At 43.3% G+C, this 13302-nt stretch carries 14 protein-coding genes and 1 tRNA gene; 7 read left to right on the top strand and 8 right to left on the bottom strand.

What is annotated here, in order from left to right:
- Both V7K21_RS06290 and V7K21_RS06285 read left to right on the top strand, forming a co-directional pair.
- Positions 1 to 628: tetratricopeptide repeat protein (locus V7K21_RS06290; RefSeq protein ID WP_335172524.1), on the top strand; the 628-nt coding region annotated here is incomplete at its 5' end.
- A 298-nt stretch (positions 629 to 926) separates the two neighbouring features.
- Positions 927 to 1187, top strand: a complete 261-nt coding sequence (locus V7K21_RS06285) for a hypothetical protein (protein WP_335172522.1) — start codon at positions 927 to 929, stop codon at positions 1185 to 1187.
- A gap of 524 nt (positions 1188 to 1711) precedes the next feature.
- On the opposite strand, the gene V7K21_RS06280 is transcribed toward V7K21_RS06285, so the two are convergent.
- The 7 genes from V7K21_RS06280 to V7K21_RS06250 all read right to left on the bottom strand — a co-directional run bounded on the left by V7K21_RS06280 (position 1712) and on the right by V7K21_RS06250 (position 8125).
- Positions 1712 to 2050, bottom strand: a complete 339-nt coding sequence (locus V7K21_RS06280) for a KGK domain-containing protein (protein ID WP_335172520.1) — start codon at positions 2048 to 2050, stop codon at positions 1712 to 1714.
- A gap of 213 nt (positions 2051 to 2263) precedes the next feature.
- Positions 2264 to 3319 (bottom strand): c-type cytochrome biogenesis protein CcsB, encoded by a 1056-nt coding sequence (gene ccsB, locus V7K21_RS06275; protein ID WP_335172518.1) that lies wholly within the window; start codon positions 3317 to 3319, stop codon positions 2264 to 2266.
- 269 nt (positions 3320 to 3588) lie between these two features.
- Positions 3589 to 5358 carry a DUF3352 domain-containing protein gene (locus V7K21_RS06270; RefSeq protein ID WP_335172516.1) on the bottom strand — a complete coding sequence of 590 codons (1770 nt, stop codon included), beginning with the start codon at positions 5356 to 5358 and terminating at the stop codon, positions 3589 to 3591.
- Between the two features lie 464 nt (positions 5359 to 5822).
- A complete protein-coding gene (locus V7K21_RS06265) occupies positions 5823 to 6386 on the bottom strand; it encodes a Uma2 family endonuclease (RefSeq protein ID WP_335172514.1) in 564 nt (187 codons plus the stop codon).
- Between the two features lie 31 nt (positions 6387 to 6417).
- The gene (locus tag V7K21_RS06260) at positions 6418 to 6993 is read right to left on the bottom strand and encodes a Uma2 family endonuclease (protein ID WP_335172512.1); all 576 of its coding nucleotides are present in this window, start codon (positions 6991 to 6993) and stop codon (positions 6418 to 6420) included.
- 298 nt (positions 6994 to 7291) lie between these two features.
- Entirely contained in the window at positions 7292 to 7915 is a 624-nt protein-coding gene (locus V7K21_RS06255) for a chorismate lyase (protein ID WP_335172510.1), read from the bottom strand.
- 127 nt (positions 7916 to 8042) lie between these two features.
- A tRNA-Leu gene (locus V7K21_RS06250) sits at positions 8043 to 8125 on the bottom strand.
- Positions 8126 to 8497: 372 nt separating this feature from the next.
- Here V7K21_RS06250 and accC point away from each other — a divergent pair.
- Positions 8498 to 9841 (top strand): acetyl-CoA carboxylase biotin carboxylase subunit, encoded by a 1344-nt coding sequence (gene accC, locus V7K21_RS06245; protein ID WP_335172507.1) that lies wholly within the window; start codon positions 8498 to 8500, stop codon positions 9839 to 9841.
- Positions 9842 to 10158: 317 nt separating this feature from the next.
- Here the strand turns inward: accC and V7K21_RS06240 are convergent, their stop codons facing one another.
- Positions 10159 to 10452, bottom strand: a complete 294-nt coding sequence (locus V7K21_RS06240; RefSeq protein WP_229462437.1) for a YggT family protein — start codon at positions 10450 to 10452, stop codon at positions 10159 to 10161.
- 308 nt (positions 10453 to 10760) lie between these two features.
- On the opposite strand from V7K21_RS06240, the gene psbX reads away from it, so the two are divergent.
- The 4 genes from psbX to V7K21_RS06220 all read left to right on the top strand — a co-directional run bounded on the left by psbX (position 10761) and on the right by V7K21_RS06220 (position 13256).
- Positions 10761 to 10880 carry a photosystem II reaction center X protein gene (gene psbX, locus V7K21_RS06235; protein ID WP_273766886.1) on the top strand — a complete coding sequence of 40 codons (120 nt, stop codon included), beginning with the start codon at positions 10761 to 10763 and terminating at the stop codon, positions 10878 to 10880.
- Positions 10881 to 11128: 248 nt separating this feature from the next.
- Positions 11129 to 12043, top strand: coding sequence for a Ycf66 family protein (locus tag V7K21_RS06230; protein WP_335172505.1), 915 nt, complete (start codon positions 11129 to 11131; stop codon positions 12041 to 12043).
- Positions 12044 to 12090: 47 nt separating this feature from the next.
- Positions 12091 to 12651: a TolB family protein gene (locus V7K21_RS06225; RefSeq protein ID WP_273766882.1), complete on the top strand. Its 561-nt coding sequence runs from the start codon at positions 12091 to 12093 to the stop codon at positions 12649 to 12651.
- 80 nt (positions 12652 to 12731) lie between these two features.
- Positions 12732 to 13256, top strand: coding sequence for a TolB family protein (locus V7K21_RS06220; protein ID WP_335172528.1), 525 nt, complete (start codon positions 12732 to 12734; stop codon positions 13254 to 13256).
- The last annotated feature ends 46 nt before the right edge of the window (positions 13257 to 13302 follow it).

Genomic DNA, 13302 nt, shown 5'->3' with positions numbered 1-13302 from the left:
CTACGCCAACAAAGGGAATGTGGATGAAGCGATCGCACTTTTCAATCAGTCTTTGGAAATAAATGAACGCATTGGAGATGTCAAAGGCAAAGCGGAGACGTTGTACCATCTGGGAAATATCTACGCCAACAAAGGGAATGTGGATGAAGCGATCGCACTTTTCAATCAGTCTTTGGAAATAAATGAACGCATTGGAGATGTCAAAGGCAAAGCGGCGACGTTGTACCAACTGGGAAATATTTACGCCAACAAAGGGGAAGTGGATAAAGCGATCGCACTCTACAATCAGTCTTTGGAAATAAATGAACGTATTGGAGATGTCGAAGGCAAAGCGGCGACGTTGAACCAACTGGGAAATATCTACGCCAACAAAGGGAATGTGGATGAAGCGATCGCACTCTACAATCAATCTTTGGAAATAAGTCAACGCATTGGTGCTGTCCGAATTCAAGCAATGACTCTGCGGAGGTTAGGAGATTTGGCAGAACAACAGGGTGAATACACTAAAGCGATATCCTATTTGCAACCAGCTTTAGAGATTTTGCAGCGATTGAAGTCACCGGATGCTGAAAGTGTGAGTGCAAGTCTTGCTAAAGTGCAGCAGAAAGTAGAGAGTGAAGAAGATTAGCTTATATCTTGCACGATTCTCGATTAGCACCATCGCCCGCCCAGAAATAAATTTCTAGGCTCATAGCCTAAGTCCACTCAAGTGGACTGTAATTTTTTACCAGTCGTCTTTAGACAAATTTAACTATTAGCCTCAGAATTTATTCTGAGGCGGTTATTGCAACTAATTCGTAATTCTTAATTACAGCTTGGTGTTGAAACAATACCGAAAGATTTTTTGTCTCATGCAGAGGCACAGACAAGAATGCAAGAGTGCGGTTTAAATAAATGAAAACTACTGTAATGAGTCTTTGATACTCGTGAGCGAGTCTTTTATACTCGTGGACGAGTCTTTTATACTCGTGAATGAGTCTTTGATACTCGCGGACGAGTCTTTGATACTCGTGAATGAGTCTTTGATACTCGCGGACGAGTCTTTGATACTCGTGGACGAGTCTTTGATACTCGTGGATGAGTCTTTTATACTCGTGGACGAGTCTTTGATACTCGTGGATGAGTCTTTTATACTCGCGAATGAGTCTTTGATACTCGTGGATGAGTCTTTACAGCAATTTAGGTGAGAGAATCAGGATCTACACCGAGCGATCTTAATCTTTCTGCTAATAATTGGGCGCGTTGTTGGGCAAGTTGTGCTTGTTGTTGCCCCCCTTTTTAAGGCTACTGTGTATACACAAGTCGTATTACCTCCCTTAATCCCCCGATGTATTGGCTACGGTGTACACACAAGTTAAATTACCCCCCTCAATCCCCCCTTGTAAAGGGGGGAAGCCGGAAATCCAGTTCCCTCCCCAATACATACGGGGAGGGTTAGGGTGGGGTATAAAACCAGATTCGTAAACTACTTCAGACTTGTGTGTACACCGTAGGATGTATTGGGAGGAGATCGGAAATCTAGTCCCCTCCCCTTTCTAAGGGGAGGGTTAGGGTGGGGTAATACGAGAGTCTAAACCCAGGTTCGTAAGATATTTCCTACTTGTATGTACACCGTAACTTTTTAAAAGGGATTGGGAGGATCAAAAACTTATGACGCAACTCTACAAGACTTGTGTTTACACCGTAGACTAGCAGAAAGTGACTAGGGTTCTCAGACTTTAGTGTGATCGCTTATTGGGTATTCGTTTTCTACTTGTTTTAGTTTTTGAAAAATTTCATCAAGTGGTGACTCAGATTCATCAGGACAAAATTCTAAAGCAAGTCTAACTTTTCCTTTTTTCCATCCCAAAGTACTAAATTGCAAAACTTCACAATTTAATCCTTGGGTATACAAATTTACTTCATCTGTCTGTTCTGCTCCAATAAATTCCTTAATTGCTGTAATCAAATCACGGACTTTAAAGGTTTTAGCAATATTTAACTTATTAAAAGTGTCCGGTTCTATAGACACAACTTCATCATGGTTTAGTCTCTCGAATCCATCTTCCATAAAAATCTCCTGTCAATAAATCTATATTTTCCAGAGATATAACAGTTCATCCGAAACAAAATGATGATTTTATAGATTTAGTGCTGCTCAAATAACAATTCAGTAATAATTTAAAGTCCAGTAAATTAGCCTATAATTCTCGCGTTACCCCTCCCCAAAGCATCGGGGAGGGTGCGCGGTAGCATGGGTGAGGTAGTTTTATTTAAACGGTTACTAAAAGAACCAACCGTAAGAATGTAAACCTTTACCTAACAAATTCACACCGAGATAGCAAACCCAAACAACAACAAAGCCCGTCGAGGCTAAAATTGCAGGACGACGCCCTTGCCAACCGCGAGTAATTCGGGCGTGGAGGTAGGCGGCGAACACTAACCAGGTGATTAATGCCCAAGTTTCTTTGGGGTCCCAACTCCAGTAGGAACCCCAAGCTTCGTTAGCCCAAACACCACCGGCAATAATACCAATTGTCAGCAGGGGAAATCCTAGTCCGATGATGCGATAGCTGATGTTGTCGAGGGTTTCGGCAAGGCTAAGGCGCTGGGGTGAAAGGGGTTCGGCAGATGCTATTTGAGGCTCAGAGGTAGTTACTAAATTCAAAACAGCGGTATTAGCGTTACCGTTACCGTTGCTACTAGTTTCAAAACGAGCAAAGCCGTTATTTTCGGCAGAAGGGGCTGGTTGAGAAATTAGCTCAGATGCTTTGTGTAAGCGGTAGCCGTTGCTGCGATAGCCACCAGTACCTACAGAACTACCTTGTAGTTGGATGTTTTGACCACGAGTAACAACTAAAAAAGCGATCGCTAATAACGCACCCACCATCAAAGCAGAATAACTCAACATCATGACGCTGACATGCATCATCAACCAATTTGACTTCAAGGCAGGTACTAGGGGTTCTGATGCTTGCATCTGGGATGGTAATGTCATAGTAGCAAAAGCAGCGATTGCCATTGCCACAGGAGCTGTAACAACTCCTACTAAGCGGCTACGGCTACTACTTTCAGCAATTAGATGGACTGTAGTAATTCCCCAAGTTAAGAAAAACAGAGATTCATATAGATTACTTAAGGGAAAGTAACCAGCTTCAATCCATCGTGCCCCTAGTAGAGTCGCCATGCACAAATTAGCGATCGCCATCCCAGCTGTGCCCAAAGCGGCTAAATAAGGCAGATTCGGAAAAGCCGCTCCTCCCCAATACACCAGCATTGTCAGGAATAATATGGCAAAGGAAGCATTGTCCAGCCAGTTCTGGAGTACAACTAGATTCATAAAGTGTTCTCTCCGTGGATGATTTTAAATATGGATTCTGACTGTTCTGATCCTATATGCTTACAGAGTCATGAAACAGGGGAAAGTTATGAGTTAGGAGTAGAGACGCGATTAATCGCGTCTGTTATGAATTAATTATTTTTAATACCATTTCATTTTAAGGTTACTACAGATGATATCGCTCTGAGGTAAAGACACACCAGACGCGAAGATTGATATATAGCAATATTTTTGAGAATTGGTACAACTCCTAACTTTTCCAATTGCTGTTATGGAGAAATTGTGGATGGTGTAGCAGAACTGCTCTTACTCCTTTCTGGACTAGGCAATGTAGTCATGTTGGTAACTTTTTTGAGTACAATAAAAATGTCATAACGGTTACTGCGACTGTCGCTGACAGCAGATGTCATCCCAATTGAGCGCGTTGCATCTAGCAAAGTTTCTTGATTGGGAATTAGAGTTGGTAAAGGGAAATTTTTCACAGTTCGTTCCACATCCAAGAAAAATTGACCATTTGTCGGATTTGGTTCTGTAGGAACTGTTTGTTGGAAGGGAAGAGTGCTAGCTAGTGTGTTGTTGGGTTGGGGAACAATTTTATCAGTGATCGGAGCGCCCACTACTAGAAAGGCGACATCTCCATCTAACCAGCCGTGGGTGGCAGTTAACGTACCATAGGGTGAAACCCAGTTAACAACAGGTTGACCAGTAACTTTCCCCGGTTTGACTTGGAACTGGTATTGATTTCTCATCACTTCATCGAGCTGTTTTATGGATGCTTCAGCTGATTGGCGATTGCTTGCCTGTACCATGAACACTAAACCCGCACGAAAATCATCTGGTGAACCTTGTTTTGGAGTAGTAGGAATCACTGATAATGAAAATTCGCCTTTCATCCAATCGAGCAAATCTTTATCTAAATCGAGATTGGTAAGAGATTTTATCCCACCTCTGATCTGTTCTGGTGCGATCGGCGAGAGAGGATTTCCCTGAGATGTTAAAACGTAATCTCCCCACAACCGCTGCAAGTTACCGCCAGAGAGCATCATTAAGGTTTCCGCTGGGACACGGCTTTGCATTTTCCCAGCTTTGTTTTCCACCGCCAGCACCCGTTGACTATTAGGGTTTAGCCAAGAAACGCCCTTTAAGCGAATTCCTTCTGGCTCTAAGGTCATTGTCCCCGCTAAACCTTGGTTATTTTGCAGTTGAGCCAAAACTTGAGCAGGTAAAGGACGGTTTGGAGAAGCTGCGGCTATTTTGGCTGCTGTTGGCACATTTACGTAAAACTGGGCAAAGGGTTGGTAATTGGCAATTTTCGGAAAATTCTCAGCAAAGCCCCCTGTTGTGTCTAAGGATGTTTTATTTTTGTAGGCGTCAATTGCTCGTTCTGTGGCTTTGGGACTATCAGTTATGACTAAAAAACGCCCATCTAGTAATGCTGCTGAGAAGTTCTCCCCTGCTTGTCCCTCACTTTGTTTGATGGCGATTCCTTGATAAGTACGGTCAATCCATTTGCCTTGTTTAAGGGTTTTCGGTCGTGCCAAAATGTTTTTGGCGATTTCTGGATTTTTCACTGGCAATACCATTACCATCGACTGCTGATCGTTAGCAGTATCTTCATCGGTGGTAGCAACTGGTTTGGGTGCAGGTTTACTCGCTGTGTCTGGGGCAAGAAATGCGATTGTGACGTCATCGCCTACCCAAGGAGCGACATCTTTCTGGAAGTCGTAACCATTATTAGTCAGAAAGCGATCGCGCAATTGTACTAAATTTTTATCCAGTTCTGCTTGGGTTTCTCTTGTCCCAAACTGCCGCAATTTCTGCCACTGCTGGGGATCTGTTGTCAGAGAAACCGCAAACAGGGCATCACCAGGAATAATATTTGCACCTACTAGCAAATCGTTAGAAGATAGTTGTCTTTGGCTTAACAACCAGTATGCCGCGCTCCCTGCACCAATCAATAACCCAGCAGCCGAGAGCGTCAGCACCAAAGACGGTTTCTTATTTTTCTTCATCGGAACAGACACAAGAGGCGGTGCCATTGAAACCTATACCTTATACTTGCAAACTTATTACTTGTTTGATTGGTTAAGTTAACCAAAAACTTTCTCGTTATCTAGGGCAGTTAACTGCATAAATTTCTCCATCCTAGACACAGATGATATTTCCGTAATAAACCTTCCCGAGTCTTTAAAAAGCTGTGTTTTTGGCTCAGTTACCATTTTTAACATGCTTTGTTGAATTTCGTAGGACGTTTCCCTAAGATTAATTCCTCAGTCGGAAAGTTTCCGCAAGTAAATCCGTTAGTCCAAGCAATTTGAGAATATAACTAACTAGACAAAGCTGCAAGTCATGATTAGCTGACATTACTCTGGGTTGGCAAAGCTTCTGTTCGTTTCAGAGAAAGGAATATGAAGTACTTTGGCTACAATTTTTAATGAGCGATCGCATCTTTTAGATGGACAATATGGTAAGCAAAGCTATGCCCTGAAAGCTTATCGACTGCCTATACTTGCAACTCAAATCCAGGTAATATATCTTCTCCAGAAAGAATCGCTGGCATTTGCAGAACTTCTACAGCCTTTAAAAGGCGGTAAATTTCCACTCTTGCATCTTGAGGATTAATCAGCCAACCCAAACGCAGACCATTTTTGATGTATTCCTGCATTTTCTCTTGAATCGGTGCAAGCCGATCTGTCTCTGAACGCAGTTCAATCACAAAGTCGGGTACAAGTGGCGGAAATTTTTTTCGTTCTTCTGGCGTTAGAGCTTCCCAGCGCTCCAATTTTACCCAAGCAGCATCAGGGGAACGTTTTGCACCGTTGGCAAGTATAAAGATAGTTGAAGAACTAAAAACTTTCCCTAATTTAGCTTGACGATTCCAAATTTCTAAATCAGCGATCAGTCCAGCTTCTTGATTTGCGCTTTCTCCTCCAACTGGTGGCATAATGATTAATTCTCCAGCTGCATTCATTTCCAGGCTTAAATCACGATTGGCAATACACAATTGATAAAATTGCTCATCAGTTAAATGAGCAATCGGTTCTAAATTTAGCACAACAGTATTCATTAAACCTTTCCTCGTACCTTTGTTGCTAACATCAGTCGCAAATTCTTGCTTGTTGGAAAATTTGTTGAGGCGTAATTTCTAGCCCTTCAAATAAGGAATCTTCTAACCTATCAGTACCGCGTTTAGTTTGAGGGAGAATATCAGGATAAAAAATAGTAATAGTTTTTGCTCTAGTATCAATAATCCAAACTCGTTGAACTTTAGCTTTTAGATAATCAGTTGCTTTTTCTGTCATTTCTCTAAAAGTTTGACCTGAGGAGATAATTTCAATGACTAATTCGGGTGCAACAGGACAAGCCTCATTTTGCAACCAATCAGCAGAAAGACGGTTATAAGAAATATATGTCAAATCTGGTACAGGAACCCAGTCTTGTTGATTTCGTGTTAGCTTAATTGCCCATTCAATTACAACTCGTCCCTTTCCTTGCGCCCATGCAGACAATAGTATGAATAATGCACCTGTTATAGAATTATGAAAAAATTTTGGTGACATTACATTGGTTTTGAATTTGGGAACAGCTTCTCCATCAACGAGTTCGGAGATGATGTCTCCTTCGGGAAGTGCGAGAAATTCTTCGAGGGTGAGTTGGGTTTTGAGTTGAATCATGGTTGGTTTTGGGGGATGACTCTATTTTAGATTTTTACCGATCTCAAATACTTCATCTAGGATTTCCTGTTTCTACTTTTAGGCATTCCCGCTTCAGGTTGCCATAGGCATCGCTTGTGTAGGTAAATTACTCATAGGTCTTTTACGATACCGCTGCCAGTTGCTTCTCATCTTGGCGGTAGCCTGCGGCAAGCCACTACGTGTCTACGCTAAATTAAGCTTTTCGGCGATTTTTGCGTAAGTACTAAGTTATCTAAATAGCAATCAAAACTCAAAAGCAATATTCTCTTCAGGCTTTTTACTGATTTTTTGAATTCAATTGCATAGCTCCCAAATATTTGGTTAAATAAGGCGAAAAAACTTCATAAATTAAAGTCAGTGGCTGTCCATGATGCCAAAACAAGTAATGGCGACCCCAAAAAGGCCCAGTCACATCAAAACCAGATTCTAGCGCCGATGAGTCGCCGTAGTAAATTCCTCTAACATCCCGATACAACTCTGTACGAAGACGAGCCAAACTAGCCCAAATTGGTAATGAACGGTTTTGCAAATATTCATCTACATGACTGGCTTCCCACCACGAAGTAGCATAGGCTAATCGTTGACCAGAAGCAGTACGCAGCCATACTTGTCGCCGTAGTCGTGGCCCTGGGACAGTTTGGATTAACTCAGGCGCACCATCCAAGTCCATGCCAATCAATGACATATCAATCACATCTACTTCTACAGGCTTACCTGTGAGCAATTCTAGGTGACGTGTTGGAGAGCCGTCACCCAAAAGCATTAGCTGCCAAGCAGGTGCTAGCTGAGTATGAGGTAAACTTTGTTGAATTATTTCCTCCCCTCCTTGCCAAATCGGAGTGAGGCGATGCCAAGCTGCTGGCAGTGTTAAGTTGTTTGTGGGCGTAAAAGTAATACTCAATGCTTTTTACAAAACTTCACCTATCTCTATAAAAGCATAAAAAACCAGAGCTATACTCAGATTTAAGGGTCAACAGTCTAAGGTGTTTTGACCCTTAACTATTGACCCTTGACTAATAAACAAAATATGCGGATGGCGAGACTCGAACTCGCAAGGGCATTGCCCACACGCACCTCAAGCGTGCGCGTATACCAATTCCGCCACATCCGCACGGGTTGTTTAAACATAGACTATAGCATAAGAAAATAATTATAGTAAGGTGATATCTAAGTTATATTTCTCAAAAATATAAATTTCCTCAAGGCGGTATCAGACTGACAGAAATCTAGCCTCTGCACAAGTGATATTAAAAAGGGTAGAGCTACTGTATGAGGTGCGGTGCGATCGCAAAAGCCCATTTTGCCAAGCTAGCCAAGACTTACAGTAATTAAGACCTATAGAGGCAGCAAGGTTGCAATATGAAAGTTTGCTTAGAATCAGGGTGGCGAATCTCCTGTGATAATTTGAAATAATGCGAAAGCGTCGTTTCAAGTTGGATCAGAGAAAATGTCAATCTACTGGTAATGATATCGAAACTAAAAAATGAAGTTTGACAAAATATTAATTGCCAATCGGGGAGAAATCGCCCTTCGCATTCTCCGCGCCTGTGAAGAAATGGGGATTGCGACAGTTGCGGTTCACTCCACCGTTGATCGTAATGCTCTTCACGTCCAACTTGCTGATGAAGCGGTTTGCATTGGCGAACCTGCTAGCAGTAAAAGTTATTTGAATATTCCCAATATTATTGCTGCTGCACTAACGCGCAATGCGACAGCCATTCATCCAGGTTATGGCTTTTTAGCAGAAAATGCCCGGTTTGCGGAAATCTGTGCTGACCATCATATTGCTTTTATCGGCCCAACTCCAGAAGCTATCAAGCTGATGGGGGATAAATCCACTGCCAAAGAAACCATGCAAAAAGCTGGAGTCCCGACAGTACCTGGTACTGAGGGGTTAGTGGAATCTGAGGAACAAGGATTAAAATTCGCCAAGGATATCGGCTATCCAGTGATGATCAAAGCCACAGCGGGTGGCGGCGGACGGGGTATGCGCCTAGTTCGTTCTGAAGATGAATTTGTCAAACTTTTCCTGGCGGCCCAAGGGGAAGCAGGAGCAGCTTTTGGGAATTCTGGCGTTTACATTGAAAAATTTATTGAACGTCCCCGCCACATCGAATTTCAAGTTTTGGCGGATAATTATGGTAATGTTATCCACTTGGGCGAACGGGATTGCTCTATTCAGCGCCGGAATCAAAAGTTACTGGAAGAAGCACCAAGTCCGGCTCTCGACCAAGACCTGCGCGAGAAAATGGGACAAGCTGCTGTCAAAGCTGCCCAATTTATTAACTACAGTGGGGCGGGTACTATCGAGTTTCTCTTGGATAGATTCGGTAAATTCTACTTTATGGAAATGAACACCCGGATTCAAGTAGAACATCCTGTAACAGAGATGATTACTGGAATAGATTTGGTTGCCGAACAAATTCGGATTGCCCAAGGGGAAAGACTCAAGGTTACCCAAGAGCAAGTAGTTTTGCGGGGTCATGCGATCGAATGCCGGATCAACGCTGAAGACCCCGATCACGACTTTCGCCCTTCTCCTGGACGGATTAGTGGCTATCTTCCCCCTGGAGGACCTGGTGTTCGGATTGATTCGCACGTTTACACAGATTACCAAATCCCACCTTACTACGATTCCTTGATTGGCAAGTTAATTGTTTGGGCCCCAGATCGACCCACTGCTATTAACCGCATGAAACGCGCACTCCGGGAATGTGCCATCACTGGACTACCCACCACCATCGGGTTTCATCAAAAAATTATGGAAACTCCACAGTTTTTGCAGGGTAATGTCTATACAAATTTTGTGCAGGAAATGAACAGTTAAGGGAGTGGAGAGTGGGAAGGCAGGGGGAGCAGGGGAGCAGGGAAGCAGGGGAGAAATAACCAATGCCCTATGCCCAATGCCTCCTCAATTTTGGATTTGCATTAGCGAGTCAGACGCTACGCACAGTTGCTTTAAGCGAACGCAAGAGCGTCTATAAGAGTTGCCATGCCGTAAAGCCTACGGCATAGCTACGCTTAGGGCGCAGCCTCTGGTAGAGAAGGCTTTACGCTGCGCTATCAAGCGTCTTTTAGATTTTAGATGTTCAATCCAAAATCCAAAATCCAAAATCTAAAATTCTTCTGCCCCATGCCCCATCCCTAATTAACACGAGATAGCATAGTCAGCAATCCTTGCTGACCTAGCAGGATTTCTCGCAACAGGCTGAAGATACCAACCCAAATAATAGGTGTAATGTCCACCCCGCCTATAGGTTGGACTAGCTTTCGCAAGGGCACTAAAAATGGTTCAGTAGGCCAAGCTATTAAATTAAAGGGCAAACGATTCAGATCCACTTGCGGATACCAAGTGAGAATGATCCGAAATATAAATAAAAATGTCATCAGCCCTAACACAGGGCCAAGAATCCAAGCAGTCAGGTCAACACCAGTCATCGGTTTAAGCTACTATCTATCTGTAAAGAAAGAAAAAACTTAGGCAACGGCAAGCCCTTCAGGTTCGCGTAGGCGTAGCCCGTCGTAGACATCGCCACAAAATTTTAAGCTTTGTAAAGCACTCTCATGATCATTTTAACCAAATGCTGTCACTTCCTTCGGAAATAGAAAAGTGAACTTGCTCACGTGGTTAACTCAACAACTGGTGAAAGCAGTTACCAAGTTTAGTAGTTCCGAGTTAGAGGCTTCTCAAGAAAGTAATACACTATTAAAATTAGGATGAAGTGTGTAAAAAAAGGTTGAGAAGTATGACGCCTTCTTTAGCAAATTTTCTTTGGAGTCTGCTATGGGGTACTGCAATTGTTGTGATCCCCGTTATAGTTGGTCTAGTTTTCATTAGCCAAAAAGATAAAATTCAGCGTTCATAATGCTTATGAGAGTTGAATTGACTCTCATAATCGATTGTCTGTCAGCTATCTAGATTAATTGCACCAAAAACAGCAGTGTTTACCGCTAGGAGCAGTTGTAGCTGATAGAAGTAGGTGTTTTTATTTTTCGGTGAACGGCTTCAGAGCTTCTTTGCCAGAGGCTTTGAAGCTTCAATATATCGTGACTAATTAGAGTAGTGATTTTAATTGTGACTCGCTAACATAGATTTGATATTGGGAAAACAGCAATGATAAATTTTGGGCTGAACTCAGCCAGCTTTCTGGCTCAGGTAAATTTTGGGGCAAACTCAGCCAGTATTCTAGGAATTTTCCTGGCTGTGGCTGGGGCAGCACTGTATTTTCTCCGCACTGTGCGTCCAGAATTGTCACGGGATCAAGATATCTTTTTTGCAGCAGTCGGCTTGCTCTGCGGCTTCATTCTCGTGTTTCAAGGATGGCGGCTAGACCCGATTCTACAATTTGGTCAATTGCTTTTAGTTGGCACAACTGTATTTTTTGCAGTTGAAAGTATCCGCCTGCGGAGTATAGCTACCCAGCAAGCAAAGCGCAACACTCCGATTGTGGATGAAGACCGACCGGTTAGCGATCGCTATTCGTACAATGATCGCAGAAAGTATCAAGCTGAGATGGATGCAGACTTAGATCCATTACCTTATGAAGAAGAGGAGCGCCCTGTGCGTCCCCGGATTCGGGGTAGCAGGGATGAGATTTCTACTCGTGATGACTACTACCAGGAGCAACCCCCCCGTCGTACAGAACGCCGTAACAGCAGCAGTAGTGAAAGACAGGCTCCAGCTGATAAAACGCGGCGGCGGACTTCTGGGCGTCCAGTGAATCGCCCTTCTGAAAGCTCTGAAGAAGAGAATTGGGGTTCTTCATCTAGGGAAGTTGATGATTGGGAAAGTTCGGGAGGGGAAGTCAGAAAACCTTCTCGGCGTAGTAATAATGGGTCTGAGCGTCCTGAAAGTCGTGAAGATGATGTCACTCCCAGACCAAGAAGGCGTCGTCCACCCACTGACTCAACTCCTCGAAGAGGGCGCGAAGATGATGAGGCGATCCCAACTGATTATGTACCATACAACCCGGTTGAAAAGCCAAATGAGGGGCCAGATAATTCGACCGATTTTGATGACGATGTTTAAAACAGTTGGTGTGGAGGTAATTTTAGAGGCGACGGAAAACAGTTGAGGTGAAAAAATTTACGCCTATATTTTGGCTCCAAAGACCTATTCATTGGAGCCTGGTTTTTAGTTTAACAAGTTTGCTTGTATCTTGTGGTTCTAACGATATTCCCATAGGGCCTACTTCCCTCAATAGTCGCTACACCGAGGAGCAGCCTGCTTTGAGTGGAAATGGGCGCTTTTTAGCGTTTGTATCTAATCGGAATGGTAATCAGCAGCTACTAGTCTACGATTTGGAGAGGCAACTGTTTATTGGCACACCGGGCATAAACCGACAGGAAACAATTGCTGAAAGTCCTAGTTTGAGCTACACCGGGCGTTACATTGCTTATCTTACTAGTGACCAAGGTAGACCAGTGGTGGCGCTTTACGATCGCGCTACGCAACAGTCACAAATTGTCACGCCAATCTATCGCGGCTGGGTGAGAAAACCAAATATCAGCCCAGATGGACGTTATGTTGTTTTTGAAACCGCCAGCCGTGGTCAGTGGGATATTGAAGTCCTAGACCGGGGGCCAAATATTGAGTTAGATATTCCTAATGGTGCAACTGTAGGTTCACCTCCCTAAGAGTTAGGAGCAAAGCCAAAGACGCTCCGCCTCCGGTTATGAGTTAGGAGTTGTGAGAGTATTGACTAATGACTAATTATATGAAACGTGTTTTTTTTATACCTGTATTTATATGTTTAAGTTTATTGACTGGGTGTTTTGGCTACCCTCGGATTTTGAGTTACCCCTTTGATCCGGGGGGTCGGAGTCTCAATAGTTTAGCGTCGGAATTAAACCCCCAAATCTCTGGAAGATACATTGTTTTTATTACTGACCGACGCGGTAGCCAAGATGTTTATATGTTTGATACGGTGACGCGTGATTTGGTTGATTTGCCAGGTTTAAACTCCTTTGATGCGATCGCAACTCATCCTAGCGTTTCACAAGATGGTCATTATATTGTGTTTGGTGCTAGCCGTCAGGGGCGATCGGCTATTTTTCTCTACGACCGGGAAACACGCCAATCACGGAATTTGACTAATAATCTGCAAGCGGAAGTCCGCAACCCTACAATTAGCGCTGATGGTAGTAGGATTGCTTTTGAATTTAGTAACAATGGGCAGTGGGATGTTTTAGTATATGACCGTTATGGACAACCGTTGAATATCCCTCAAGAACCACGTTGAACTAGAATTATGAGTTAGGAGTTATGAGTTAAAATTCCTAACTCCT

Origin of the sequence: Nostoc sp. (assembly GCF_036919595.1) — a bacterium.
Taxonomy (GTDB): Bacteria; Cyanobacteriota; Cyanobacteriia; order Cyanobacteriales; family Nostocaceae; genus Nostoc.
The sequence above is the reverse complement of the archived record's forward strand: the minus strand, read 5'-3'. Positions and strand labels throughout refer to the sequence as shown.

Bases quoted from the DNA above. Each gene is read 5' to 3' on its own strand.
- ccsB (WP_335172518.1), bottom strand. From the start codon at position 3,319: ATGAATCTAGTTGTACTCCAGAACTGGCTGGACAATGCTTCCTTTGCC.
- V7K21_RS06265 (WP_335172514.1), bottom strand. From the start codon at position 6,386: ATGAATACTGTTGTGCTAAATTTAGAACCGATTGCTCATTTAACTGAT.
- V7K21_RS06220 (WP_335172528.1), top strand. From the start codon at position 12,732: ATGAAACGTGTTTTTTTTATACCTGTATTTATATGTTTAAGTTTATTG.
- accC (WP_335172507.1), top strand. From the start codon at position 8,498: ATGAAGTTTGACAAAATATTAATTGCCAATCGGGGAGAAATCGCCCTT.
- V7K21_RS06230 (WP_335172505.1), top strand. From the start codon at position 11,129: ATGATAAATTTTGGGCTGAACTCAGCCAGCTTTCTGGCTCAGGTAAAT.
- psbX (WP_273766886.1), top strand. From the start codon at position 10,761: ATGACGCCTTCTTTAGCAAATTTTCTTTGGAGTCTGCTATGGGGTACT.
- V7K21_RS06240 (WP_229462437.1), bottom strand. From the start codon at position 10,452: ATGACTGGTGTTGACCTGACTGCTTGGATTCTTGGCCCTGTGTTAGGG.
- V7K21_RS06270 (WP_335172516.1), bottom strand. From the start codon at position 5,358: ATGGCACCGCCTCTTGTGTCTGTTCCGATGAAGAAAAATAAGAAACCG.
- V7K21_RS06280 (WP_335172520.1), bottom strand. From the start codon at position 2,050: ATGGAAGATGGATTCGAGAGACTAAACCATGATGAAGTTGTGTCTATA.
- V7K21_RS06260 (WP_335172512.1), bottom strand. From the start codon at position 6,993: ATGATTCAACTCAAAACCCAACTCACCCTCGAAGAATTTCTCGCACTT.